Genomic DNA, 24,014 nt, shown 5'->3' with positions numbered 1-24,014 from the left:
GCCGAGCACGCAGGCCAAACCGATCATCGTTCGTTCGCCAACCGCTCGCGTATGCGTTCAGGTCCGCCGATCATGCGCCGGGCGGAAGGTCGCTCAGGATCGACCACGCGCCAGAACGGGGCAGTGCCGTCTTGACTGATTTGCACCAGATGTCGCTGGACGGTCACGGGGCAGCAGGCATCCGCTCCATATTCCCTGGCGAGCGCCCGTCTTATCTTGGCAATGTCAGATAATTCGCCAGGAGGGGCGGCCCGGAGTGCCCGAGCAACCATGTCCTTGCTGGGAATCAGCATGCTCTGCGTGAGGCTTTTACCTTTACGCCTCGTTTCGATTACCGGCAGTTCGTCCATAACTCGCCTCCAGAGTTGATCTCTACAAAAGACGAACGGAAATGCCATGGTCCGACATGACCGTGCATTAAATTGCTGCGGAGGCGCTGAAAGCGTAAAAAAGCCGGCGGGTTGCGCCGGCTTTCGTGTTTCGGTGTCAGGCAGCCTATTAAGCAGCAGGGCGGATCAGGATGTGCTTCTTCTTGCCGAGCGACAGCTTGATGACGCCATCGGCGGTGACTTCGCCGTTGCCGATCACCTTGCGTTCGTCGCTGATCGCCTGATCATTGATGCGCACGGCGCCGCCCTGGACATGACGGCGGGCTTCGCCGTTCGAGCCGGCGAGACCCGCGCGGACGATCAGCGAGAGCAGCCCGATGCCGGCGTCGAGTTCGGATGCGGGAAGATCGACGGACGGCAGGTTTTCAGAAAGCCCGCCTTCCTCAAAGGTTTTGCGCGCGGTTTCGGCGGCAAGTTCGGCGGCTTGGCGGCCATGCAGGATCGCGGTGACTTCGGTGGCGAGGATCTTCTTGACCTCGTTGATCTCCGAGCCGGCGAGGGCGGAAAGGCGGGCGATCTCGTCCATCGGCAGCGTGGTATAAAGCTTCAGGAAGCGGGAGACGTCCGCATCCTCGGTGTTGCGCCAGTATTGCCAGAAATCATAGGCCGAGAGCAGGTCGGCGTTCAGCCAGATCGCGCCGGAGGCCGACTTGCCCATTTTGGCACCCGAGGAGGTGGTCAACAGTGGCGAGGTCAGAGCAAAAAGCTGCTTGGTCCCCATGCGGTGACCGAGGTCGATACCGTTGACGATATTGCCCCATTGATCCGAACCACCCATTTGCAGGCGGCAGTCGTAACGCTTGGCCAGTTCGACGAAGTCGTAGGCCTGCAGGATCATGTAGTTGAATTCGAGGAAGGACAGCGACTGCTCGCGATCCAGGCGCGTCTTGACGCTATCGAAGGAGAGCATGCGGTTGACCGAGAAATGGCGGCCGACGTCGCGCAGGAATTCCAGGTAGTTGAGCGAACGCAGCCACTCCGCGTTGTTGATCATCAACGCATCTTTGGGGCCTTCGCCGTATGTCAGGTAGTTGGAGAAGACGCGCTTGATCGAGGCGATGTTGCTTTCAATGGTATCGATCGTCATCAACTGACGCGATTCCTCCTTGAAAGAGGGATCGCCGACCATGCCGGTACCGCCACCCATGAGCGAGACGGCACGGTGGCCGGTCGCCTGCAGCCAATGCAACATCATGATCTGGATCAGCGAGCCCGCATGCAGGCTCGGCGCCGTCGGGTCGAAGCCGATATAGGCCGTCACGGTTTCCTTGGCGAAGAGGTCGTCGAGGCCGGCTTCATCGGAAATCTGGTGGATGAAGCCGCGCTCTTGCAAGGTGCGCAGGAAATCGGATTTGAACTCAGCCATGATCTTGGTCTCTCGGGGCGCCGCAGGTGTGCCATGCGGCGAAATCGCTATTGTTGAACCGTCGCGGCGCGTTTAGCACTGATTTATCGGCTCGTCACCATTTTGGTTGACTGCCGCGTGGGAAGTTTGAGCAGGATTGGGAAGCGACGCGACCAATGAGCGACACCATTATATTGGAGACCCCGCGTCTCATTCTGACGATGTGGGACAAGTGCGACGCCGAGCTCATCAGACAATTGCATTCGACGATCGAGACGACTCGCTATCTCTCGGGCGCCGCGCCATGGACTCTTGAGAAGGCCGAGGCGCGCCTCAAAAGCTGGTTTAATGAACAGGCGCGCGATGGCGTGACCAAATACAAGATGCTCAGACGCGACGACGGCCGTTTCATCGGACGGGCTGGCTTTTCCCGGTTTGAGGAGAGCGAACGCGGCGAATTCGAACTCGGTTATTCCATCCGTCGGGAAGCCTGGGGAAATGGTTATGCCACCGAAATTGCAGGGGCGCTTGCGGACTGGTTTTTCCAACGCGGTTTCGCTCGCCAGTTCATCGCCTTCACCCATCCGGAAAACGCCGCGTCGCAGCGGGTTCTCCGTAAAATCGGCATGCAATATCGCGCGCCGATTGTGATCGACGGCGTTTCAGGTCTCAGTTTTCAGATGTCGCGGTAACGGAAAGCCTTCTCCCCGAAGGGAGAAGGGGTAAATCACCTGATCCGCTTGGCTGCCGGTTCTGGCACCAATTCGCCATTCAGACGACGATCGAGATAGTCTTCACATTCGCCGAGCAGCGTATCGACCTGGCCATTGAAGAAATGGTTGGCGCCGGGGACGATCCTGTGGGTGATGAGGATGCCCTTCTGCGTCTTCAGCTTTTCGACGAGGCCGTTGACGTCCTTTTCCGGAGCGACCTTGTCGGAATCACCGTTGATGATCAGGCCCGAGGACGGGCAGGGCGCCAGGAACGAGAAATCATAGATGTTCGGCTGTGGTGCGATCGACATGAAGCCTTCGATTTCCGGTCGGCGCATCAGAAGCTGCATGCCGATCCAGGCGCCGAAGGAATAGCCGGCGACCCAGCAGCTCTTCGAATCCGGGTGCAGGCTCTGCACCCAGTCGAGCGCCGAAGCGGCGTCAGACAATTCGCCGGCGCCATGGTCGAATTCGCCCTGGCTGCGGCCGATACCGCGGAAATTGAAGCGAAGCGTCGTGAAGCCGCGCTTCTGGAACATATAGAAGAGCTGGTAGACGACCTGATTGTTCATCGTGCCGCCGAATTGCGGATGAGGGTGCAGGATAATAGCGATCGGGGCGCTCTTTTCCTTGGATGGCTGATAGCGGCCTTCAAGGCGGCCTGCGGGGCCGTTGAAAATAACTTCGGGCATCGATACTCCGGCTCTTCTTTTTCTGCGTTCAAACTAGGCGGGACGCAGCAAGTTGACTTGACTAATGCGCTCATCTTTTCTAGAACGCAGTTTAGAACAATTCGAAACTTGGCACGATCTTCCATGCGTTGTTTGTGCAACGGTTTGTCGAACGTGTCATAAGGCATGCCCGGCTGAAATTTCAAGGAAAATGAGCCGGGCACAACAAGGCTTCGTCAGGCAGGAAGAAGATTATGGCGGCAACGCGCCTTTATCTCGACTGGAATGCCACCGCACCGCTTCATCCGGCGGCGCGCGACGCTATGTTGCACGCCTTGGACCTCTATGGAAACCCCAATTCTGTTCATGGCGAAGGGCGTGCGACGCGGGCGGCGATCGAAGCTGCGCGCCGGCAGGTCGCAAGTCTGACGGGGGCCGAACCGGCTCATGTCGTCTTTACCAGCGGCGCAACGGAAGCCGCCAACATGGTGCTGACGCCGGAATTCCGCATGGGCCGTACGCCCCTTGCGATCGGCCATCTCTATATATCGGCAATCGAGCATCCAGCCCTCAGGGAGGGTGGCCGATTCCCGAAGGAAAAGATCAGCGAAATACCGGTGACATCGGACGGTGTTGTCGATCTTGCTGCGCTGGAAGCGATGCTTTCGGCCCATGACAAGGCAAGTGGGCTGCCGATGGTGGCGATCATGCTTGCTAACAACGAAACCGGCATTCTCCAGCCCGTGCGCGAAGCGGCTGAGATCGTGCAGGCATTCGGCGGCCTCTTGGTCGTCGACGCCGTGCAGGCGGCAGGCCGGGTTCCGATCGATATCAACGAGATCGGCGCCGACTTCCTCGTCATCTCATCGCATAAGATCGGCGGACCGAAAGGGGCCGGCGCGCTCGTCTCTCGCGGCGAAGTGCTGATGCCGAAGCCGCTGATCCATGGCGGCGGACAGGAAAAAGGGCATCGTTCCGGCACGGAGAACGCATTGGCCGTCGTCGGCTTCGGCGCGGCCGCGGCCGCGGCCGCCGCCGAGTTCGACAGCCGCAATGCGGCCGCTGCGAAACTCCGTGACCGACTGGAGGAGGGCATGCGGCTTGCCGCGCCCGATGTCATCATTCACGGCGAAGGCGGCCCGCGCGTGCCGAATACCAGTTTCTTCACCCTGCCGGGGCTGAAGTCCGAAACCGGACAGATCGCCTTCGATCTCGAAGGGGTGGCGATTTCGGCAGGTTCCGCCTGCTCTTCCGGCAAGGTGGGTGAAAGCCATGTGCTGATGGCGATGGGCTGCGATCCCAAGCTCGGGGCGCTGCGCATTTCGCTTGGATTTACGACGACCGAAGAGGATGTCGAACGCGCGATTGCTGCGTTCGCCCGAATTGCGGGACGGCGTAAACTTGCCGGAGCTGCGGCCTAACGGCCACAATTTTGCGGAAACAGAAATTTCCGCTTGCCAAGCGGGCTGAAAAGTCCCTTTTGGCCGACTACATAGAGGGTAGACATTTCAGTCTGCCGCAACGTTGACAAGCTGCCGGACCTTGGATCCGGCGAGATTGGAGAACGACATGCCTGCAGTCCAGGAAACAGTCGATCAGGTTCGCTTGATCGATGTGGACCAGTATAAGTACGGTTTTGAGACCACCATCGAGGTGGAAAAGGCTCCCAAGGGTCTTTCCGAAGACATTATCCGCTTCATCTCTGCCAAGAAGCAGGAACCGGAATGGATGCTGGAATGGCGCCTCGAGGCTTATCGTCGCTGGTTGACGCTTGAAGAGCCCACATGGGCGCGCGTCGACTATCCGAAGATCGACTTCAACGATATTCACTATTACGCAGCGCCGAAGAAGTTTGCCGGTCCGAAATCGCTCGACGAAGTCGACCCGGAGCTGCTGAAGACCTATGAAAAGCTCGGCATCCCCCTGCGTGAGCAGGAGATCCTTGCTGGCGTCGAGAAGCCGAAGATCGCCGTCGATGCGGTGTTCGATTCGGTCTCGGTGGTCACCACCTTCAAGGAAGAGCTGAAGAAGGCCGGCGTGATCTTCATGTCGATTTCGGAGGCGATCCGCGAGCATCCTGATCTCGTGCGCAAATATCTCGGCTCCGTCGTTCCGACGACCGACAATTTCTATGCGACGCTGAATTCGGCCGTGTTCACCGATGGCTCCTTCGTCTTCGTGCCGAAGGGCGTGCGGTGCCCAATGGAGCTTTCCACCTATTTCCGCATCAACGAGAAGAACACCGGCCAGTTCGAGCGTACGCTGATCATCGCCGAAGAGGGAGCCTATGTCTCCTATCTCGAAGGCTGCACCGCGCCGCAGCGCGACGAAAATCAGCTGCATGCGGCTGTCGTCGAACTGATTGCCCTGGACGACGCAGAGATCAAGTATTCGACCGTTCAGAACTGGTATCCGGGCGACAAGCACGGCAAGGGCGGCATCTATAACTTCGTCACCAAGCGTGGCGATTGCCGCGGCGATCGCTCGAAGATCTCCTGGACCCAGGTCGAGACCGGCTCAGCGATCACCTGGAAATACCCGTCCTGCATCCTGCGCGGCGACGACAGCCGTGGCGAGTTCTACTCGATCGCCGTGTCCAACGGCCACCAGCAGGTCGACAGCGGCACCAAGATGATCCACCTCGGCAAGAACACGTCGAGCCGCATCATTTCGAAGGGCATCGCCGCCGGCGTATCGCAGAACACCTATCGCGGCCAGGTCTCGGCGCATCGCCGCGCGACCAACGCCCGCAACTTCACGCAATGCGACTCGCTGCTGATCGGCGACAAATGCGGTGCGCATACGGTGCCTTATATCGAGGCGAAGAACTCGTCGGCGCATTTCGAGCACGAGGCCACCACGTCGAAGATCTCCGAGGACCAGTTGTTCTATTGCCTGCAGCGCGGCATCCCGGAAGAAGCGGCGATTGCGTTGATCGTCAACGGCTTCGTCAAGGAAGTCCTGCAGGAGTTGCCGATGGAGTTCGCCGTTGAAGCGCAGAAGCTGATCGGCATCTCGCTGGAAGGCAGCGTAGGGTAAAGCCCTCGACAAGAGACATGTTTTTGGCGCGCAAGCGGCGCGCCGCACCTTCATTCCTTCGATAGGATTCTACTATGCTTGAAATCAAGAACCTGCACGCCCGCATCGCCGAAGACGGCACCGAGATCATCCGCGGCCTGGACCTGACGGTGAAGGCTGGCGAAGTGGCTGCCATCATGGGTCCGAACGGCTCCGGCAAGTCGACGCTCTCCTACATTCTTTCCGGCCGCGACGATTACGAAGTCACGGAAGGCGATATCCTCTACAATGGCGAGAGCATTCTGGAACTCGACGCCGCCGAACGCGCCGCCAAGGGCATCTTCCTGGCTTTCCAATATCCGGTCGAAATTCCCGGCGTCGCCACGATGCAGTTCCTGAAGGTGGCGATGAACGAGCAGCGCAAGGCGCGCGGCGAAGCCGAACTGACGACGCCTGACTTCATGCGCCGCGTCAAGGACGCTGCCGGCAAGCTGCAGATCAACACCGAGATGCTGAAGCGCCCGCTGAACGTCGGTTTCTCCGGCGGCGAGAAGAAGCGCGCCGAAATCCTGCAGATGGCACTCCTCGAGCCGCAGCTTTGCGTGCTGGACGAAACCGATTCCGGTCTCGATATCGATGCGCTGAAGATCGTCGCCGACGGCGTCAATGCGCTGCGTTCTCCCGATCGCGCCGTGATCGTCATCACCCACTATCAGCGCCTGCTCGACTATATCATCCCGGACACCGTGCACGTGCTCTACAAGGGCCAGGTGATCAAGTCCGGCGACAAGACGCTGGCGCATGAGCTCGAAGCCAACGGCTATGCCGACATCATCGGGGCTGCGGCCTGATCGGGGCGGAAAGGATACGTCGATGAACATTCAGACGACGAGCCGTCTGACCGCCGCTGAGACGGCGCTGATCGAGGCTTATAACAACCAGTTGGGCGATTTGCCGGGTGATGGCGACGTGCTCGCCGTCCGCGACCGTTTGCTGGACGATCTCAAGACCGCTGGCCTGCCGACGCGGCGTTTCGAAGCCTGGCATTATACCGATTTCAAGACCCTGCTGCGTTCCGTCCCGACAGACATAGGCGCCGGCAGCGTCGAGCCCTTATCGCCGACCGTTCCCGGTTCGGCCGTGCTATCGGTTCTGCAGGGCAGCACGAGCGGCAAAACCTCGGTCGATGGCCTGGTTGTCCGCCGTTATGCCGATAGTCTGGCTGACGGTACCGCCGCCGCTCGGCTGACCGCGCTAGGAAGGGATGACGCCATCGGCCGCATCAACGGCAGCTTCGTGCGCGACGGCTATGTCATCGAATTTCCGGATGGGACTGAGCTTGATGCGCCGCTCGAAATCCAGTTCATCCATGCCGGTGGCCAGATCCATAGCCGTCTGCCGGTCTCGTTCGGCGCCGATGTCAAGGCGACCGTGATCGAACGCCACCAGGCCGTGCCCGGTGCTGCGGCAATGGTCTCCTCGGTCAGCGATATCAAGATCGGCAAGGGTGCCGAAGTGACCTGGATCATCCTGCAGGAGCAGGGAACCGAGGATACGCATCTCGGCCAGATTCGCGTCGACCTCGGCGCGCAGGCTAAGCTGAAGCTGTTCGTCATCAATGCCGGCGGCAAGCTGGTGCGCCAGGAGCTGCATGTAAAAGTCACAGGCGAGGGCTCCGACCTTGTTCTGCGCGGCGTCAATTTGCTCGGTGGCGATACGCATACCGATGTGACGCTGGTGCTTGGCCACGACGTACCGCATACGGGCTCGACGGAGATCATGCGCAACGTGGTGTTCGACCGCGCTCGCGGTGTCTTCCAAGGCATGATCCGGGTCGCTCCGGATGCGCAGAAGACCGATGCCCGCATGGCCTGCAACACGCTGCTGATGTCCGACGATGCCGAGTTCTCGGTCAAGCCGGAGCTGGAAATCTTCGCCGACGATGTGCAGTGCGGCCATGGCGCCACGGTTGCCGATATCGACGAGAACCATCTCTACTACATGATGGCGCGCGGTATCCCCAGGAACAAGGCCCGCGCCATGCTGGTCAATGCCTTCGTGGCCGAGATTATCGAAGAGCTGGAAGACGAAGCCCTGGTCGAGGCGCTGGAAGGCGTTATCTCGGACTGGCTCGAAAATCACGCCTGATTGGAGCAATGCTCGTGGACAAGATCGTACCAGCCACCGCCTATGACGTCGAAGCAATCCGCCGGGATTTTCCGATCCTGTCGACGACCGTCCATGGCAAACCGCTGGTCTATCTTGACAACGGTGCATCAGCACAGAAGCCGCAGGTCGTGATCGACGCGATCTCGCATGCCTATTCTCGCGAATATGCGAACGTGCATCGCGGGCTGCATTTCCTGTCCAATGCGGCCACCGAGGCCTATGAGGCTGCGCGCGAAAAAGTGCGCCGCTTCCTGAATGCGCCGTCGGTGGATGATATCATCTTCACCAAGAATTCCACCGAAGCGATCAATACCGTCGCCTATGGCTGGGGCATGCCCAAGCTGGGCGAGGGCGACGAGATCGTCGTCTCCATTATGGAGCATCACTCCAACATAGTGCCCTGGCATTTCATCCGCGAGCGGCAGGGCGCCAAGTTGGTCTGGGTGCCGGTGGATGACGATGGGGCCTTCCATATCGAGGATTTCGAAAAGAGCCTGACGGAACGTACCAAGCTCGTTGCGATCACCCACATGTCGAATGCGCTTGGCACCATCGTTCCGGTCAAAGAAGTCTGCCGCATCGCGCATGAGCGCGGCATTCCGGTGCTGATCGACGGCTCGCAAGGCGCCGTGCACCTGCCCGTCGACGTGCAGGACATTGATTGCGACTGGTATGTCATGACCGGCCACAAGCTCTACGGCCCTTCGGGGATCGGCGTGCTCTATGGCAAGAAGGACAGGTTGCGCGAGATGCGGCCCTTCCAGGGCGGCGGCGAGATGATCTTCGACGTCACCGAGGATAACGTCACTTACAATGATCCGCCGCATCGTTTCGAAGCCGGCACTCCGCCCATCGTTCAGGCGATCGGACTTGGCGCCGCGCTCGACTATATGGAAAGCGTCGGCCGAGAGGCGATCGCCCGGCACGAGGCCGATCTCGCGGCATATGCGGCGGAGCGGCTGCGGGAGATCAATTCGCTGCGCGTTTTCGGCACGGCACCCGGCAAAGGTGGTATTTTCTCCTTCGAACTCGCGGGTATCCATTCCCACGATGTTTCGATGGTGATCGACCGGCAGGGCGTTGCCGTACGCGCGGGCACACATTGCGCCCAGCCGCTCTTGAAACGCTTCGGCGTGACCTCCACATGCCGTGCATCGTTCGGCATGTACAATACCCGTGCCGAGGTGGATGCCCTGGCCGATGCGCTGGAATATGCGCGAAAATTCTTTGCCTAAGGAGGCAAGCGATGTCACTCGATGAAAGCGAACAGAAGATCGACGTGCGCGAGGGCATCGTGCATTCCAGCATTCCCGAGGCCGAACTGGCGCGCCTCAGCGAGGATGTCATCAGCGCGCTGAAGACGGTCTATGACCCTGAAATTCCTGCCGACATCTTCGAACTCGGTCTCGTCTACAAGATCGACATCGAGGACGATCGCATGGTGAAGATCGTCATGACGCTGACCGCGCCGGGTTGCCCCGTCGCCGGCGAGATGCCTGGCTGGGTCGAAAATGCGGTCGGTGCTGTCGAAGGGGTTTCCGGCGTCGAAGTCAGCATGACCTTCGATCCGCCGTGGACGCCGGATCGCATGTCCGAAGAGGCGCAGGTGGCCGTCGGCTGGTATTGAAGCTTTAAGCCGCCCGCTTTACATTATGACTCGAAGCACCGGATCTTGACCCCGGTTGTGGAAGGAGAATGGGCCCATGGGCTTTGCAGTAATGAGCATGACGGATGACGCGGCAGCGCGCGTCAAGGCGATCGTCGAAAATTCCGGTCCCGATGCCAAGGGCGTTCGCGTCGGCATCAAGAAGGGCGGCTGCGCCGGGATGGAATATACCATCGACCTGGTGACCGAACCGAATGCCAAGGACGACCTGATCGAGCGCAACGGCGCCAAGGTCTGGGTCGAGCCGTCGGCCGTGCTTTATCTCCTTGGCACCGAGATGGGTTTCGAAACCACCACGCTGCGTTCCGGCTTCACCTTCACCAATCCCAACCAGACGTCGGCCTGCGGCTGCGGCGAATCCGTCGAGTTGAAGCCCGCCGATCTCGCGGCCCTGGCTGCGCAGCGTCAGGCCGCTCCGGCGGTCTGAACAAACCTTTCGCCGCCTTAGTATCAGGCAGCGTCCGATTTGCGGTCGGCCACCGGCACCGGCGTCAGTTTCAAGCCAAGTGCTTTCACGACCTTTAGAATCGTCGCAAATTCCGGATTTCCATCGCCACTGAGCGCCCGATAGAGCGCTGAGCGGTTCATGCTGACATCCTTGGCAAGCTTGCTCATGTTGCGCGTTCGCGCCACGGCGCCGAGGGCCCTGGCGATGTGAGAGGGATCGTCGGTTTCGAAAGCGGCTGCAATATAGCCATCCATGGCGTCCATGCTGATGAGCTTTTCCCCATCCATCCCATATGCCTTTCCGTATAAGCCAGTCGCGGATGAGCGCAGCTTCGCTCTCATGTAAGCCATGTCCGCAGGCACACATGGGCGGTGACATCCGCATGGCAGTTCTCAAATTGATTTTTTACGAGCAAAAACGCCGCGCGTCCGATCGGACACGCGGCGCTGTCATAGAGATTTTTCGCGATAGATTTATGTCGGACAGGAGTGAAGCGGCTGAACCGCTTCACTTTTTCGGAAAAGCGCTTACTCGGCAGCTTCGGCGTAGGCCTCGACCGGTGGGCAGGTGCAGATGAGATTCCGATCGCCGAAGACATTGTCCACACGGTTGACGGGCGACCAGTATTTGTCGACCCGGAATGCACCCGGCGGGAAGCAGGCTTGCTCGCGGGAATAGGGCCGGTTCCACTCGCCGACGAGGTCTTCAACCGTGTGCGGCGCATTTTTCAGCGGGTTGTCAGTCTTGTCCATCCGGCCTTCTTCGATGGCGCGGGCCTCCTCGCGGATCGCAAGCATCGCCTCGCAGAACCGGTCGAGTTCGGCCTTGGTCTCCGATTCGGTCGGTTCGATCATCAGCGTGCCGGCAACCGGCCAGCTCATGGTGGGCGCGTGGAAGCCGCAATCGATCAGGCGCTTGGCGACGTCATCGACGGTGACGCCGGCGCTGTCGACCAGCGGGCGCGTGTCGATGATGCATTCATGCGCCACGCGGCCAGTCTTCGACTTGTAGAGCACGTCGTAAGCGCCATTCAGCCGCGCTGCGATATAGTTGGCGTTGAGGATTGCGACCTTCGTCGCCTGCGTCAGCCCTTCGCCGCCCATCATCAGGCAGTAGCTCCAGGAAATCGGCAGGATCGAAGCAGAGCCGAAGGCTGCGGCGGAGACCGCACCGCTGCGGCCGTCCATCTCCGGATGGCCGGGCAGGTGCGCCGCCAGATGCGCCTTGACGCCGATCGGCCCCATGCCGGGGCCGCCGCCGCCGTGCGGAATGCAGAAGGTCTTGTGCAGGTTCAGGTGGCTGACGTCGGAGCCGATGTCGCCGGGACGAGAGAGGCCGACCATGGCGTTCATATTGGCGCCATCGAGATAGACTTGGCCACCGTGCATATGCACGACATCACAAATCTCTTTCACCGTCTCTTCGAAGACGCCGTGCGTCGACGGATAGGTGATCATGCAGCAGGAGAGATTGGCCGCATATTGCTCCGCCTTGGCGCGGAAGTCCGCCATGTCGATATCGCCGTCATCGCTGACCTTGACGACGACCACCTTCATGCCTGCCATCTGTGCAGAAGCCGGATTGGTGCCGTGGGCCGAGGTCGGGATCAGGCAGATGTCGCGATGACCCTGGCCGTTGGCGATGTGATAGTTGCGGATGGTGAGCAGGCCGGCATATTCGCCCTGCGCGCCGGAATTCGGCTGCATGGAGAAGGCGTCATAGCCCGTCACAGCGCAAAGTTTTTCCGTCAGGTCATCGATCATTTCACGATAACCGAGCGCCTGATCGGCCGGGACGAAAGGATGAATATCCGCGAATTCCGGCCAACTTATCGGCAACATCTCAGCCGTTGCATTAAGCTTCATCGTGCAGGAGCCGAGCGGGATCATCGAGCGGTCGAGCGCCAGATCACGATCGGAGAGCCGGCGGATATAGCGGGTCATCTCGCTTTCGGCACGGTTCATATGGAAGATCGGATGCGTCAGATATTCGCTGGTGCGCAGCAGGTTCTTCGGCAATCGATAGCCGGATTCGAAGTCGGCGAGGCGGAAATTGCCGCCGAAGGCACGCCAGACGGCTTCCAGCGTTGCCGGACGGCTTCGCTCGTCAAGGCTCATGCCGATCTTGGTTTCGCCCACCTTGCGCAGATTGACGCCTTCGGCGACAGCCGCGCGCAGGATCAGGCCCTGCATATGGCCGACCTCCACGGTGATCGTATCGAAGAAAGTCTCAGGCTCGATCTTGTAGCCGAGCCTTTCCAGGCCCTTTGCCATCAACACGGCTTTCTGATGCACCTGCTGGGCGATCGCCTTGATGCCCTGGGGGCCGTGGAAGACGGCATACATGGAAGCCATGACGGCGAGCAGCACCTGCGCGGTGCAGATGTTCGACGTCGCCTTTTCACGGCGAATGTGCTGCTCACGAGTCTGCAGCGACAGGCGATAGGCGCGGTTGCCGCGGGCGTCGACGGAAACGCCGACCAAGCGGCCGGGCATGGAGCGCTTATAGGCATCCTTGACGGCCATGTAGGCCGCATGGGGTCCGCCATAGCCGACTGGCACGCCAAAGCGCTGCGATGAGCCGACGGCAATGTCCGCGCCCATTTCGCCGGGCGATTTAAGTAGCGTCAAGGCCAGTGGATCGGCGGCGACCACGGCGATGGCGCCGGTCTGATGCAGCCTTGCAATCAAGCCGGTGAAGTCGTTGATGTGACCATGCGTGCCCGGATATTGGAAGATGGCGCCGAAGACATCGACCGGATCGAGATCGGTGAAGGGATTGCCGACGATGACGGTCCAGCCAAGCGGTTCGGCGCGGGTCTTGATCAATGCGATTGTCTGCGGATGGCAATCGGCATCGACGAAGAAAGCCTTGGCCTTTGATTTCGCCACGCGCTCGGCCATCGCCATGCCTTCGGCGGCAGCGGTTGCTTCGTCGAGCAGCGAGGCGTTGGCAACATCGAGGCCCGTCAGATCGCAGATCATCGTCTGGTAGTTCAGCAGCGCCTCGAGGCGGCCCTGGCTGATTTCCGGCTGATAGGGCGTATAGGCCGTGTACCAGGCGGGATTTTCCAGGATATTGCGCTGGATGACCGGAGGCGTGATCGTGCCGTAATAGCCCTGGCCGATCAGCGAGACGAGGACCTTGTTCTTGTTGGCGGTCTCGCGCAGCTTGTCGAGCGCCTCACGTTCCGTCATCGGCGCAGCCCAGGTGAGCGGCGCCTTCTGGCGGATGGTGGGCGGCAGCGTCGCATTAATCAGCCCGTCGAGGCTGTCATAGCCGATCGCCTTCAGCATATCAGCCATTTCAGACGGAGAGGGACCGATATGGCGGCGATTGGCGAAATCGTAGGGCTGGTAGTCGGTGAATGTGAATTCCGTAGGCGTATTCATTACGCAATGAACTCCTTATATCCGGATTCATCAAGTAAACCATCGGCATCAGCAATATTCTTCAGCTTCAGCTTGAAGAACCAGCCAGCGCCCATCGGATCAGAATTGACGAGCGCCGGATCGGCGGTGATGGCTTCGTTGATCTCGGTGATCTCGCCGTCGAGCGGACAATAGACTTCGGACGCCGCCTTGACGGATTCGACCGTCGCCGCATCGTCTCCCTTGGAGAAGCTGGCGCCGACCTCGGGCAATTCCACGAAAACCAGATCGCCGAGCTGTTCGGCGGCATGCGCCGTGATCCCAACGGTCGCGACATCGCCTTCGATGTTGAGCCACTCATGTTCTTCGGTGAATTTCAGCATGGAAGATCCTCTCTGGAATATGACGTTTTCAGCGTTTGTAGGTGGGAGTGATGAAGGGCAGGGAAGAGACAGCGACGGGCAGGTACTTGCCACGAACCTCGGCAAAGACCTGTGTTCCCGGTGCGGCGAAACCAACTGGCACATAGCCCATGGCAACGGGGCCTTCGACGCTCGGCCCGAAGCCGCCGGAAGTGACTTCACCGATCTCGGTCTTACCCTCGGCGTCGGCATAAAGCTGGGCGTGGCCACGCACCGGCGCCTTGCCTTCCGGCTTCAGACCGACACGGCGGCGCGAGGCACCATTGTCGAATTCAGCAAGGATGCGGCCGGCACCGGGAAAGCCGCCGGCGCGGGCACCGCCGGTCTTGCGGGCTTTCTGGACGGCCCATTCGAGCGCGGCTTCCACCGGCGTCGTCGTCTGATCGATATCGTTGCCATAGAGGCAGAGCCCGGCTTCGAGACGCAGGGAATCGCGGGCGCCGAGGCCGATCGGCTGGACATCGGGATGTTCGAGCAGCCGCTGGGCAATATCCTCAGCCTTGTCGGCCGGTACGGAAATCTCAAAGCCGTCTTCGCCGCTATAGCCGGAGCGGGAGACGAGACAGGAAACGTCATGCAGGCGGCAATGGCGGACATCCATGAATTTCATATGGGCGAGATCCGCCCAGAGTTCGGCAAGCACTGAAACGGCACGCGGCCCCTGCAGCGCGATCAAGGCGCGATCAAGTAAAGTGACTTCGCAGCTATCGCCGATATGATCTTGAAGATGCTTGAGATCTGCATCCTTACAGGCGGCGTTGACGACAACGAAGAGGTAGTCGTCCATGTGGGTGATCATCAGATCGTCGAGAATGCCACCGTTGTCATCGGTGAAGAAACCGTAGCGTTGACGGCCTTCGGCGAGCCCGAGAATATCGACCGGCACTAGGCTTTCCAGTGCAAGCGCCGCATCCTCATATCTTCCGGAACGGGCTCGGATCGTGACCTGACCCATGTGGGAGACGTCGAACACGCCGGCCGATGCGCGGGTCCAGAGATGTTCCTTGAGCACGCCCGCGGGATATTGCACCGGCATGTCATAGCCGGCGAAGGGAACCATACGGGCACCGAGCGACAGATGCAGGGCATGAAGGGGTGTCTTCTTGAGGGCAGCGGTCTCGTCCAAATGACGCCTCCGGGTTTTGCGCTTGGCTAAAAGCGCAGAGCTCAAAATTCAGGCGCGGCTGCGCCTTCGATGAGCCCCCTCTGTCTGTTTGCCTGAGATTGTTATCCCTTCGGCGAGCGCTTGCGCGCTACTCTCCAGAGTTCCGTCTGCCCCATGTTGGTCCTTTGGCCTGAGAGTTTCCGGGGCGGTTGCTCCTTCGGCACCGGCTTGCGCCGGATTCTCCCAACAGGGTTGGGTGCCATTATCTGGTAGTCGCCAGAGATGGCAAGGGGCAAATGTCGCTCTGAAACAAATTTTTGTCGTGGCGACTTGATGAGCGGAGGCCGGTACGCGCGACCGATGGATGCAGGGGACTTTGCAATCGCGCTTCGAGAAGCTATCCCATGGTGCCAATATAGGAGCCGGGCAGGAGACAATGATGAACCGCAAATTCGCCGCCGCATTGCTGATTTCGGCGACCACACTTTCATTCTCGGCTGTCGCCGTCATGGCGCAGCAGAGCGACGACATGAGCAAAATGCCCGGGATGCATATGGATGCCGGCAAAGCGCCGGCGGGTTCGGCTGCAGCCAAGCTCGGCGATCTCGACATCAGCGGCGGCTATGTCCGCGCCATGCTGCCGGGGCAGCCGGTCGGTGGCGGCTACATCACTATTCACAATGGCGGCAGCAGCGACGACAGGTTGACGTCCGTGACCTCAGCGGCCGCCGGCAAGGTGGAGCTGCACGAGATGAAGATGCAGGGCGAGGTCATGCAGATGCGGGAACTCAAAGAGGGTGTTGCCATCCCCGCTGGGGCCACGGTGACGCTTTCGCCCAACAGCCTGCACATGATGTTCAAGAAGGTGAAGACGCCGTTCAAGCAGGGCGGCACGGTGCCGGTGATGCTGATGTTCGATAAGGCGGGAATGGTCGATATCAACCTTCCTGTCGTGGCGCCGAACGCAAAATGAGGTTTACCGGGCACCATTGTCACAAAATTCCCGTCGGGCAGACAATTCAGGTTTCCACTTTTCGTCGAAATGCTCTAAAGCCACCTCAAAAGGCCGGATGACCCGGCCCTGGGGCAAGGCCGCCCCAGTCCTTTGATTTGGCATGATCTTGTCCGAAACCATTTCGCGCTTTTCGGGGTCATGTCGCGGTTCTTGAAAGAAGACGAATGGCCGGGATTGAGCATATAAAGGTCGAGCCCGACGAGGCCGGCATGCGCCTCGACCGCTGGTTCAAGGTGCATTTTCCAGGGCTGGGCTTTGGGCAATTACAGAAGCTGATGCGCTCCGGCCAGGTCCGTGTCGACGGCGGGCGCGTGAAGACAGATGCGCGTGTGCAGCCGGGACAGATGGTGCGCGTGCCGCCGCTGGATGTCGACGCCAAGGGGCCGAAAAGCGGACCGATCGCAGGCAAGGAGCTGAAGCATTCCGGCGACGCCGAGCTGCTGGCGCGCATGCTGCTGCATGAGGACGACAAGGTCTACGTGCTGAACAAGCCGGCCGGCCTCGCCGTGCAGGGCGGCTCCGGCGTCAGCCGCCATATCGACAAGATGCTGGAGGCATGGACCAGCCAGAAGGGTGAAAAGCCGCGCCTAGTGCATCGCCTCGACCGCGATACCTCCGGCGTTCTCGTCGTCGCCCGCACCCGCGGTGCCGCACAGAAGCTGACGGCCGCCTTCCGCGAGCGCGACACCAAGAAGACCTATTGGTCGCTGGTGAAGGGCGTGCCCCGCAAGCACGAGGACAAGATCTCGACCTGGCTGGTGAAAGAAGCCACCGCCGATGGCGACCGGATGCGCATCGCCAAACACGGCGAGGAGGGTGCCGATCACGCTGTCTCCTATTACCGTGTTGTCGAAACCGCCGCCCAGCGTCTCGCCTGGCTGGAAATGGAGCCTTATACCGGCCGCACGCACCAGCTCCGCGTCCATGCGCTGCATATCGGCCATCCGATCATCGGCGATCCCAAATATTTCGAGGACGACCCGAATTGGGACTTTCCCGGCGGCGTTCAGAAGCGGCTGCACCTGCATGCCCGCCATATCGATATCCCGCATCCGAGCGGCGGGCGCCTGCGCATCACCGCGCCGCTGCCGCCGCATATGGTGCAAACCTGGAACCTCCTCGGCTTTGACGAGGCATCGGCCGGGGAGCCGGACGACGAATGAAGCTGGTGCTTTTCGATTGTGACGGAACGCTGGTCGACAGCGTCCGGCTGATCCACGAGGTCATGGCGCGCACCTTCGTCGATTTCGGCCACAAGCGTCCCGATGTCGCCTCCACCAAGTCGATTATCGGTCTCTCACTCGACATCGCGATTGCCCGTATGCAGGGCAAGCCGCATGTCGATGACGAGGCAATTGCCATGACGGCGCACTACAAATCGATCTTCCCCGACGTGCGCGACGAGGGCGATATGCAGACGCCGCTTTTCGACGGGATCAAACCGTTGATCGAGACGCTCGCCGCCCGCGATGAATTGCTGATCGGCGCGGTGACCGGCAAGTCCCGCCGGGGCTTGGAGCATGTTCTTGAAGCGAACGGCTTTACGCCCTATTTCGCCGTTTCGCGCACCGCTGATGATTGCCCTTCCAAGCCGCATCCCGCGATGGTGACGGAATGCTGCAGCGAGACCGGCATGGATCCGCATGATACAATCGTTATCGGCGATGCCGTCTACGACATGCAGATGGCGAAAGCGGCCGGTGCGACCGCGATCGGTGTTGCCTGGGGCTATGCTTCGGTGGAAGAACTGCTGGCGGCAGGTGCCGACACGATTGCCCATCACCCGAACGACTTGTTGAGCCATATTCTCTGAGGTGACGCCATGCGCGACCTGTTGAACGATCTTTCCGAAGACCTGAGCCATCCCGATCCCATTCGCCGGGCTCAGATCCAGATGAAGAAGCCGCTGCCGAAGCGCTTCTACAAGGATGTAAGCGTCCGCGAGAGCGAAGACGGCCACGTGATCGAGCTCGACGGCAAGGTGGTGAAGACGCCTGCGCGCCAATCGCTCGCCGTCCCGACCGAGGCGCTCGCAAAGCTGGTTGCAGCCGAATGGACGCGGCAGGTCGAGGTCATCGATCCTGCGACCATGCCGGTGACGCGGCTGGTCAACACGGCGCTCGACGGTGTGGCGATCGATAGCCAGGCGGTATTCGAGGACATCCTGCGCTTTTCCTCCACAGATATGCTTTGCTATCGCGCCGATGGACCGGAGCGCCTGGTGGAGCGGCAATCGGAGCAGTGGAACCCGCTGATCGACTGGGCCGCAAACGAACTCGGTGCCCGTTTCATCCTGGCCGAAGGCGTCATGCATCAGGAGCAGCCGCGTGAGGCGATCGCCGCCTTTGCCGTGACGTTGCGCAAATACGACACGCCGCTGGAACTCGCCAGCCTGCATACGATCACGACGCTGACGGGTTCGGCGATCCTGGCGCTTGCTTTCGCCGAAGGCCGACTGCCGCTCGATGAAGTCTGGGCGCTCGCCCATCTCGACGAGGATTGGACGATCGAACATTGGGGCCGTGACGAAGAGGCCGAGCAGCGCCGCGCTCAGCGCTTCGAAGAGTTTCAGGCAGCCACCGATGTTTTTTCCGCGCTTCGCAGTTGAATATTGTTGATTTGCAGTCCGTTATATCGAAATCTGCATCTCAAGGGTTGGGAATTCGGGACGCGAATCATGTTGTTGTGGAGGTCGGGTGCGGTATCGGCACTCGTGGGATGTTTGGCGTTGGCTGCATGCACGAGCTGGCCGGGCACGGCGCCGCCTGCACCTCCAGCCTATGACGTGCGCAGCGCCACCGTCGTTGCCGATCAAGCCGTGCCGCCTGTCTCGCCTGTACTGCTTTCGGCGATCAACGAACGCGTCAATGCCGCCATCGCCGTGACCACCCGCGATACAGTGCTGCCGAAGGTGGCACTCACCATCCGCCTGACCGATGTCCGCAAGGCCGGAAGCTTCAACCACGATCGCAATACGGCAAAGATCAATATCGACGTCGATTCGGTCGATACCGGTGCGGTGCTTGCCATCGCCTCCTTCGATACGGCGAATTTCACACCGGACCCGAACGCAGCCGACAATCTGATGGCTGAAGATATCGCCGCCCGCATCCGTTCCATCTTCGTGCTGAAGGCACCGCCGCTGGTGAACTGAGCCTTCGGCTTCAAACTGCTGCTGCGCCATGCTAAGCCGGATAAGCGGAAAAGAGGGCCATCATGAAAGAGATCCTGCAGGAACTGGAACGTCGCCGGGAGATCGCGAGGCTCGGAGGCGGGCAGGCGCGTATCGATGCGCAGCATGCGCGCGGCAAGCTGACCGCGCGCGAGCGCATCGAAATCTTCCTCGATGAAGGCTCCTTCGAGGAATTCGACATGTTCGTCGAACACCGCTCGATCGATTTCGGCATGGACAAGACCAAGATCGCCGGCGACGGCGTGGTCACTGGCTGGGGCACGGTCAACGGCCGCACGGTCTTTCTTTTTGCCAAGGATTTCACGGTCTTCGGCGGCTCGCTTTCAGAAGCGCATGCAGAGAAGATCATGAAGGTTCAGGATATGGCGCTGAAAAACCGCGCCCCCATCATCGGCATCTATGATGCCGGCGGCGCGCGCATCCAGGAAGGCGTGGCGGCGCTTGGCGGCTATGCCGAGGTATTCCAGCGCAACGTGCTCTCTTCCGGCGTTATTCCACAGATCTCGATCATCATGGGTCCCTGCGCCGGCGGCGACGTCTATTCGCCGGCTATGACCGATTTCATCTTCATGGTGCGCGACACGTCCTACATGTTCGTCACCGGCCCGGACGTGGTGAAGACTGTCACCAACGAAACGGTGACGGCGGAGCAGCTTGGCGGTGCCTCGGTGCATACGACGAAATCCTCGATCGCCGATGCCGCCTACGACAACGACATCGATACGCTGCTGCAGGTGCGCCGGCTCATCGATTTCCTGCCTCAGTCGAATACCGCTGATCTCCCGGAGATCGAGTGCTATCAATCGGTCACCGATCCCGATTCCTCGCTCGACACGCTAATCCCGGCCAATGCCAACAAGCCCTACGACATCAAGGAGCTGATCCTGAAGGTGGCGGACGAGGGCGATTTCTTCGAAATTCAGGCAAGCTTTGCCAAGAACATCGTCTGTGGCTTCGGCCGCATCGAGGGCGCGACGGTCGGCTTCGTCGCCAATCAGCCGATGGTGCTCGCGGGCGTGCTCGACAGCGACGCCTCACGCAAGGCGGCGCGTTTCGTGCGCTTCTGCGATTGCTTCAATATTCCGCTCGTCACCTTTGTCGACGTACCGGGCTTTCTGCCGGGAACCGCGCAGGAATATGGCGGGTTGATCAAGCATGGCGCCAAGCTGCTCTTTGCCTATGCGGAAGCTACCGTGCCGAAACTCACTGTCATCACTCGCAAAGCCTTCGGCGGCGCCTACGACGTCATGGCGTCGAAACATCTGCGCGGTGACCTGAACTATGCTTGGCCGACCGCGCAGATCGCCGTCATGGGTGCCAAGGGCGCGGTCGAGATCATTTTCCGCAAGGATATCGCCCATCCTGAGAAGATCGCGGCGCATACGAAGATGTATGAGGATCGCTTCCTGTCTCCTTTCGTCGCGGCCGAGCGCGGTTATATTGACGAAGTGATCATGCCGCACTCTACCCGGCGGCGGCTGGCACAGGGGCTCAGGATGCTGCGCAATAAGGATCTGACCAATCCCTGGAAAAAGCACGACAATATTCCGCTTTGAGCATGTGACAACAAGTCACGGATTCTACACGGAAAATTGATTGGGCGTCAGAAGCCGTGTCTTCACCTTCGCGTGCACACAAACTAATGGTGGCTTCAGAAACCAAAACTGGAGTACAAAATGGCACTTTCCGATCGACTGAATCAATATCAGCCTTACGCCCTGGCGGCGCTGCGCATCATGACCGGTCTACTGTTTATGGAGCACGGCACGCAGAAGCTTTTGGCTTTTCCGGCCGGCGGTCATTTCGATGGTCCGCTGCCGACCCTGATCTTGATCCAGGGCATTCTGGAAGCTGTCGGCGGCCTGGCGATTGTTCTCGGCCTGTTTACGCGGATTGTTGCTTTCATCCTTAGCGGCAACATGGCGGTCGCCTATTTCATGGCGCACATGCCGAGGAATTTTTTCCCGGTCAACAATGAAGGCGATGCGGCCATCCTGTACTGCTTTGTCTTCCTGCTGTTGGTTTTCGCAGGCCCAGGCCTCCTGGCCATCGACGGTCGCAGGAAATAATATGCAATCGCCGGGCTTGGATCGATATCCGAGCCCGGCGAATAATTTCGCCGTTCGCGTGTTGACTCCGATATCAGCGGAAAGCGACCATATCTCCTAGAGATACTGGCCGCCTTCTCAGTTAAAACGGAGATTTTCATGCCGGCTTTCGAGCGCCTGTCCCAATATCAGCCCGCCGCCCTTGCGGTTCTCAGAATTGTGACCGCGCTATTGTTCCTAGAGCATGGCACGCAAAAGCTCTTCAATTTTCCCGCCGCGCCCTTTGAAATCTCGACACTGTTTTTCGTCGCCGGGGTGATTGAGCTTGTCGGCAGCATTCTGATCCTGCTCGGGCTCTTCACCCGGCCTGTTGCCTTCATCCTCAGCGGTGAAATGGCCTTCGCCTATTTCCTAGTGCACGCGCAGATGGGCTTCTTTCCAGCCAACAACGAGGGCGACGGCCCGATCTTGTTCTGCTTCATCTTCCTGTTCCTGGTGTTTGCAGGCCCCGGCCTCTGGGCACTGGACAATCGCCAGCGTTAGAGCGGTTCAGCGTTTCACGGAATCGCTTTCCCGCTCTATCTCTTTGTTTTTACGCATTCCTGGCGGAAAACCGCCTCGCACTTTTCCTGGAAGTGCTCTAGTGACGCAAATGAGGTTCAGGCGACGAGCTTGAGCCCGGCAATGCCCGCGACGATCAGGCCGATGCAGAACAGGCGAACGACGGTCGCGGGATCACCCAGCAGCCAGATGCCAAGGAGGACGGTACCGACCGTGCCGATGCCGGTCCACACAGCGTAGGCCGTGCCCATCGGCAAGGTCTCCACCGCAAGGCCGAGCAAGACGAGGCTGACCACCATCGAAATGACGGTGAGACCGGTCGGGATCGGCCGTGTGAAGCCTTCGGTATATTTCAGGCCGACAGCCCAACCGATTTCGAACAAACCTGCGAGGAAAAGCAGGAACCAAGCCATGTTACGCTCCTTTTTAAGAGCGAGGCCGTCCCCGCGGTGCTTGCGGTCGGCAATCTATGCCGGCCGCCGCAGTCGTCTGCGCGGGGAAATATATGCCTCAGCTAAATTGGCTTTTCAAGCTGGGGACTGCATGGCTGCTATGCCACCCGTTTCATGCTAGCCGTTCGGCATGCCACTTCAGGTGATCGTCCATGAAGGTCGAGATGAAATAGTAGGAGTGATCGTAGCGCTCGTGCATGCGCAGCGTCAGGCCGATATCGGTGCCCTTGATCGACTCTTCGAACAACCAGGGCCGCAGACCGGTTTCGAGGAAACCATCGGCTTTGCCTTGGTCGATCAGAAATTCCGGGAAGCGAGCGCCATCCTCGATGAGTGCGCAGGCGTCGTATTGCCGCCAGGCCGCCTTGTCGGCGCCAAGATATTTCTCGAAAGCCGGCGCTGACCAATCGGCCGTCGAGGGCTGCACGATCGGCGCAAAGGCGGAGCAGCTCTTGAAGCGGTCCGGATTCTTCAGCGCAATCGTCATCGCGCCATGGCCGCCCATGGAATGGCCGAAAATGCCTTGCCGGCTCATATCCACGCGGAACTGCCGGCTGACGAGGGCGGGCAATTCCTCCGTGACGTAGGTGTACATCCGATAGTTCTCGGCCCAGGGCTCTTCGGTGGCGTCGAGATAGAAGCCGGCACCTTTGCCCATCTGCCAGTTGGTCAATTCATCGGGGACGTCATTGCCGCGCGGGCTGGTGTCCGGGCAGACCACGATCAGGCCGAGTTCGGCTGCCATGCGACGATATTCGCCTTTTTCCATCACATTGGCATGGGTGCAGGTCAGGCCGGAGAGATACCAGAGGACCGGGCAGGGCTCCTTGATCGCCTGCGGCGGCACGAAGACCGCGAAGGTCATCTCGCATTGGCAGGCCTCGGACTCATGTGAAAAAACACCCTGCATGCCGCCGAAAGCGGTGTTCTGGGAAATGATGTTCAAGGCTGACCTCCAGACGAATTGTGAGCTTTGGCACGCCGGCAAAGGCGATCGAAGGTTTCAAGAAAGGCGGAGCGGTCGCGTGGCGAAAAAGCGGCGTTGTAGCCTTTGCTCTCGCCGGTCTCACGCAGGTGCGCGCCGAGATCGCGCATCGCGGTGACCATGCCGATATTGGTGTTGTCGAAAACACGGCCGGTCGGTCCGGTCACCAGCGCGCCGGAGACGACGCAGCGCCCGGCCAGGGGCACATCGGCCGTCACGACGATATCGCCTGGCCCCGCATGTTCGGCGATCCAGTTGTCAGCGGCGTCGAAAGCATTGGAGACGATGACGTTCTTCACCATCGGATCGCGCGAGGGGCGGAGGCCGGAATTGGCGACCAGTGTCACCTCGATGCCGTGGCGCTCGGCCACTTTCAAAATTTCCGGCTTGACCGGACAGGCATCGGCATCGACATAGATCATAGGAACAGAACGTGCTTCATT

26 protein-coding genes and 1 riboswitch are annotated in these 24,014 nt (G+C 60.1%); of the genes, 16 read left to right on the top strand and 10 right to left on the bottom strand.

The genetic code is table 11. From position 1 onward, the window contains the following. Nucleotides 1–23: 23 nt before the first annotated feature. Nucleotides 24–350, bottom strand: coding sequence for a hypothetical protein (locus NXC24_RS10375; protein ID WP_104823204.1), 327 nt, complete (start codon nt 348–350; stop codon nt 24–26). 148 nt (nt 351–498) lie between these two features. Further along, on the bottom strand, nt 499–1,755 hold the full coding sequence (tyrS, locus tag NXC24_RS10370; RefSeq protein ID WP_104823203.1) for a tyrosine--tRNA ligase: 1,257 nt from the start codon (nt 1,753–1,755) through the stop codon (nt 499–501). 155 nt (nt 1,756–1,910) lie between these two features. On the opposite strand from tyrS, the gene NXC24_RS10365 reads away from it, so the two are divergent. After that, the gene (locus NXC24_RS10365; protein WP_104823202.1) at nt 1,911–2,426 is read left to right on the top strand and encodes a GNAT family N-acetyltransferase; all 516 of its coding nucleotides are present in this window, start codon (nt 1,911–1,913) and stop codon (nt 2,424–2,426) included. Between the two features lie 35 nt (nt 2,427–2,461). On the opposite strand, the gene NXC24_RS10360 is transcribed toward NXC24_RS10365, so the two are convergent. Then, entirely contained in the window at nt 2,462–3,139 is a 678-nt protein-coding gene (locus tag NXC24_RS10360; RefSeq protein ID WP_104823201.1) for an alpha/beta hydrolase, read from the bottom strand. Nucleotides 3,140–3,372: 233 nt separating this feature from the next. On the opposite strand from NXC24_RS10360, the gene NXC24_RS10355 reads away from it, so the two are divergent. From NXC24_RS10355 to sufA, 7 genes are all read left to right on the top strand, one after another. After that, complete coding sequence (locus NXC24_RS10355; protein ID WP_104823200.1) at nt 3,373–4,539, top strand: cysteine desulfurase family protein; 1,167 nt, start codon at nt 3,373–3,375, stop codon at nt 4,537–4,539. A gap of 148 nt (nt 4,540–4,687) precedes the next feature. After that, a complete protein-coding gene (gene sufB / locus NXC24_RS10350; protein ID WP_104823199.1) occupies nt 4,688–6,157 on the top strand; it encodes a Fe-S cluster assembly protein SufB in 1,470 nt (489 codons plus the stop codon). Nucleotides 6,158–6,231: 74 nt separating this feature from the next. After that, entirely contained in the window at nt 6,232–6,987 is a 756-nt protein-coding gene (gene sufC, locus NXC24_RS10345; RefSeq protein ID WP_104823198.1) for a Fe-S cluster assembly ATPase SufC, read from the top strand. Between the two features lie 22 nt (nt 6,988–7,009). Further along, nucleotides 7,010–8,284: a Fe-S cluster assembly protein SufD gene (gene sufD / locus NXC24_RS10340; protein WP_104823197.1), complete on the top strand. Its 1,275-nt coding sequence runs from the start codon at nt 7,010–7,012 to the stop codon at nt 8,282–8,284. 14 nt (nt 8,285–8,298) lie between these two features. Beyond that, entirely contained in the window at nt 8,299–9,540 is a 1,242-nt protein-coding gene (locus NXC24_RS10335) for a cysteine desulfurase (RefSeq protein WP_104825103.1), read from the top strand. A gap of 11 nt (nt 9,541–9,551) precedes the next feature. After that, entirely contained in the window at nt 9,552–9,932 is a 381-nt protein-coding gene (locus tag NXC24_RS10330; RefSeq protein WP_104823196.1) for an SUF system Fe-S cluster assembly protein, read from the top strand. 76 nt (nt 9,933–10,008) lie between these two features. Beyond that, complete coding sequence (sufA, locus tag NXC24_RS10325) at nt 10,009–10,398, top strand: Fe-S cluster assembly scaffold SufA (RefSeq protein ID WP_104823195.1); 390 nt, start codon at nt 10,009–10,011, stop codon at nt 10,396–10,398. Nucleotides 10,399–10,421: 23 nt separating this feature from the next. On the opposite strand, the gene NXC24_RS10320 is transcribed toward sufA, so the two are convergent. The 4 genes from NXC24_RS10320 to gcvT form a co-directional block, all read right to left on the bottom strand. After that, nucleotides 10,422–10,706 (bottom strand): addiction module antidote protein, encoded by a 285-nt coding sequence (locus NXC24_RS10320; protein WP_104823194.1) that lies wholly within the window; start codon nt 10,704–10,706, stop codon nt 10,422–10,424. A 240-nt stretch (nt 10,707–10,946) separates the two neighbouring features. Next, nucleotides 10,947–13,811, bottom strand: coding sequence for an aminomethyl-transferring glycine dehydrogenase (gene gcvP / locus NXC24_RS10310; RefSeq protein WP_104823193.1), 2,865 nt, complete (start codon nt 13,809–13,811; stop codon nt 10,947–10,949). Next, nucleotides 13,811–14,173: a glycine cleavage system protein GcvH gene (gcvH, locus tag NXC24_RS10305; protein ID WP_104823192.1), complete on the bottom strand. Its 363-nt coding sequence runs from the start codon at nt 14,171–14,173 to the stop codon at nt 13,811–13,813. Before gcvH ends, gcvP begins: the two co-directional genes overlap by 1 nt. A gap of 28 nt (nt 14,174–14,201) precedes the next feature. Continuing rightward, nucleotides 14,202–15,338: a glycine cleavage system aminomethyltransferase GcvT gene (gene gcvT / locus NXC24_RS10300; protein WP_104823191.1), complete on the bottom strand. Its 1,137-nt coding sequence runs from the start codon at nt 15,336–15,338 to the stop codon at nt 14,202–14,204. A 147-nt stretch (nt 15,339–15,485) separates the two neighbouring features. Beyond that, nucleotides 15,486–15,573, bottom strand: a riboswitch (glycine riboswitch). Between the two features lie 183 nt (nt 15,574–15,756). Between gcvT and NXC24_RS10295 the strand changes: the two genes are divergently transcribed. The 8 genes from NXC24_RS10295 to NXC24_RS10260 all read left to right on the top strand — a co-directional run bounded on the left by NXC24_RS10295 (nt 15,757) and on the right by NXC24_RS10260 (nt 22,116). Beyond that, entirely contained in the window at nt 15,757–16,290 is a 534-nt protein-coding gene (locus NXC24_RS10295; protein ID WP_104823190.1) for a copper chaperone PCu(A)C, read from the top strand. 206 nt (nt 16,291–16,496) lie between these two features. Further along, entirely contained in the window at nt 16,497–17,495 is a 999-nt protein-coding gene (locus NXC24_RS10290) for an RluA family pseudouridine synthase (RefSeq protein ID WP_104823189.1), read from the top strand. Then, nucleotides 17,492–18,145, top strand: coding sequence for an HAD-IA family hydrolase (locus NXC24_RS10285; protein ID WP_104823188.1), 654 nt, complete (start codon nt 17,492–17,494; stop codon nt 18,143–18,145). The genes NXC24_RS10290 and NXC24_RS10285 overlap by 4 nt, the downstream gene beginning before the upstream one ends. A gap of 9 nt (nt 18,146–18,154) precedes the next feature. Then, complete coding sequence (locus NXC24_RS10280; RefSeq protein ID WP_104823187.1) at nt 18,155–18,940, top strand: ATP12 family chaperone protein; 786 nt, start codon at nt 18,155–18,157, stop codon at nt 18,938–18,940. Between the two features lie 69 nt (nt 18,941–19,009). Beyond that, nucleotides 19,010–19,486, top strand: a complete 477-nt coding sequence (locus tag NXC24_RS10275; protein ID WP_104823186.1) for a hypothetical protein — start codon at nt 19,010–19,012, stop codon at nt 19,484–19,486. 62 nt (nt 19,487–19,548) lie between these two features. Continuing rightward, nucleotides 19,549–21,081, top strand: coding sequence for an acyl-CoA carboxylase subunit beta (locus NXC24_RS10270; protein ID WP_104823185.1), 1,533 nt, complete (start codon nt 19,549–19,551; stop codon nt 21,079–21,081). A gap of 120 nt (nt 21,082–21,201) precedes the next feature. After that, complete coding sequence (locus NXC24_RS10265; protein WP_104823184.1) at nt 21,202–21,594, top strand: DoxX family protein; 393 nt, start codon at nt 21,202–21,204, stop codon at nt 21,592–21,594. A gap of 138 nt (nt 21,595–21,732) precedes the next feature. Continuing rightward, nucleotides 21,733–22,116, top strand: a complete 384-nt coding sequence (locus NXC24_RS10260; protein WP_104823183.1) for a DoxX family protein — start codon at nt 21,733–21,735, stop codon at nt 22,114–22,116. Nucleotides 22,117–22,232: 116 nt separating this feature from the next. Here NXC24_RS10260 and sugE read toward each other — a convergent pair whose 3' ends face one another. From sugE to NXC24_RS10245, 3 genes are all read right to left on the bottom strand, one after another. After that, a complete protein-coding gene (gene sugE / locus NXC24_RS10255) occupies nt 22,233–22,547 on the bottom strand; it encodes a quaternary ammonium compound efflux SMR transporter SugE (RefSeq protein ID WP_104823182.1) in 315 nt (104 codons plus the stop codon). Between the two features lie 151 nt (nt 22,548–22,698). Further along, the gene (gene fghA, locus NXC24_RS10250; protein WP_104823181.1) at nt 22,699–23,532 is read right to left on the bottom strand and encodes an S-formylglutathione hydrolase; all 834 of its coding nucleotides are present in this window, start codon (nt 23,530–23,532) and stop codon (nt 22,699–22,701) included. Next, nucleotides 23,529–23,993 carry a YaiI/YqxD family protein gene (locus NXC24_RS10245; RefSeq protein ID WP_104823180.1) on the bottom strand — a complete coding sequence of 155 codons (465 nt, stop codon included), beginning with the start codon at nt 23,991–23,993 and terminating at the stop codon, nt 23,529–23,531. The genes fghA and NXC24_RS10245 overlap by 4 nt, the downstream gene beginning before the upstream one ends. Nucleotides 23,994–24,014 lie beyond the last annotated feature (21 nt).

Origin of the sequence: Rhizobium sp. NXC24 (assembly GCF_002944315.1) — a bacterium.
Taxonomy (GTDB): domain Bacteria; phylum Pseudomonadota; class Alphaproteobacteria; order Rhizobiales; family Rhizobiaceae; genus Rhizobium.
This window is presented reverse-complemented; position numbering and strand designations above follow the sequence as displayed.

What these genes read in the sequence shown, in the direction of transcription:
- NXC24_RS10375 (WP_104823204.1), bottom strand. Translation starts at nt 350, where the DNA reads ATGGACGAACTGCCGGTAATCGAAACGAGGCGTAAAGGTAAAAGCCTC.
- tyrS (WP_104823203.1), bottom strand. Translation starts at nt 1,755, where the DNA reads ATGGCTGAGTTCAAATCCGATTTCCTGCGCACCTTGCAAGAGCGCGGC.
- NXC24_RS10365 (WP_104823202.1), top strand. Translation starts at nt 1,911, where the DNA reads ATGAGCGACACCATTATATTGGAGACCCCGCGTCTCATTCTGACGATG.
- NXC24_RS10360 (WP_104823201.1), bottom strand. Translation starts at nt 3,139, where the DNA reads ATGCCCGAAGTTATTTTCAACGGCCCCGCAGGCCGCCTTGAAGGCCGC.
- NXC24_RS10355 (WP_104823200.1), top strand. Translation starts at nt 3,373, where the DNA reads ATGGCGGCAACGCGCCTTTATCTCGACTGGAATGCCACCGCACCGCTT.
- sufB (WP_104823199.1), top strand. Translation starts at nt 4,688, where the DNA reads ATGCCTGCAGTCCAGGAAACAGTCGATCAGGTTCGCTTGATCGATGTG.
- sufC (WP_104823198.1), top strand. Translation starts at nt 6,232, where the DNA reads ATGCTTGAAATCAAGAACCTGCACGCCCGCATCGCCGAAGACGGCACC.
- sufD (WP_104823197.1), top strand. Translation starts at nt 7,010, where the DNA reads ATGAACATTCAGACGACGAGCCGTCTGACCGCCGCTGAGACGGCGCTG.
- NXC24_RS10330 (WP_104823196.1), top strand. Translation starts at nt 9,552, where the DNA reads ATGTCACTCGATGAAAGCGAACAGAAGATCGACGTGCGCGAGGGCATC.
- sufA (WP_104823195.1), top strand. Translation starts at nt 10,009, where the DNA reads ATGGGCTTTGCAGTAATGAGCATGACGGATGACGCGGCAGCGCGCGTC.
- NXC24_RS10320 (WP_104823194.1), bottom strand. Translation starts at nt 10,706, where the DNA reads ATGGATGGGGAAAAGCTCATCAGCATGGACGCCATGGATGGCTATATT.
- gcvP (WP_104823193.1), bottom strand. Translation starts at nt 13,811, where the DNA reads ATGAATACGCCTACGGAATTCACATTCACCGACTACCAGCCCTACGAT.
- gcvH (WP_104823192.1), bottom strand. Translation starts at nt 14,173, where the DNA reads ATGCTGAAATTCACCGAAGAACATGAGTGGCTCAACATCGAAGGCGAT.
- NXC24_RS10295 (WP_104823190.1), top strand. Translation starts at nt 15,757, where the DNA reads ATGAACCGCAAATTCGCCGCCGCATTGCTGATTTCGGCGACCACACTT.
- NXC24_RS10290 (WP_104823189.1), top strand. Translation starts at nt 16,497, where the DNA reads ATGGCCGGGATTGAGCATATAAAGGTCGAGCCCGACGAGGCCGGCATG.
- NXC24_RS10285 (WP_104823188.1), top strand. Translation starts at nt 17,492, where the DNA reads ATGAAGCTGGTGCTTTTCGATTGTGACGGAACGCTGGTCGACAGCGTC.
- NXC24_RS10280 (WP_104823187.1), top strand. Translation starts at nt 18,155, where the DNA reads ATGCGCGACCTGTTGAACGATCTTTCCGAAGACCTGAGCCATCCCGAT.
- NXC24_RS10275 (WP_104823186.1), top strand. Translation starts at nt 19,010, where the DNA reads ATGTTGTTGTGGAGGTCGGGTGCGGTATCGGCACTCGTGGGATGTTTG.
- NXC24_RS10270 (WP_104823185.1), top strand. Translation starts at nt 19,549, where the DNA reads ATGAAAGAGATCCTGCAGGAACTGGAACGTCGCCGGGAGATCGCGAGG.
- NXC24_RS10265 (WP_104823184.1), top strand. Translation starts at nt 21,202, where the DNA reads ATGGCACTTTCCGATCGACTGAATCAATATCAGCCTTACGCCCTGGCG.
- NXC24_RS10260 (WP_104823183.1), top strand. Translation starts at nt 21,733, where the DNA reads ATGCCGGCTTTCGAGCGCCTGTCCCAATATCAGCCCGCCGCCCTTGCG.
- sugE (WP_104823182.1), bottom strand. Translation starts at nt 22,547, where the DNA reads ATGGCTTGGTTCCTGCTTTTCCTCGCAGGTTTGTTCGAAATCGGTTGG.
- NXC24_RS10245 (WP_104823180.1), bottom strand. Translation starts at nt 23,993, where the DNA reads ATGATCTATGTCGATGCCGATGCCTGTCCGGTCAAGCCGGAAATTTTG.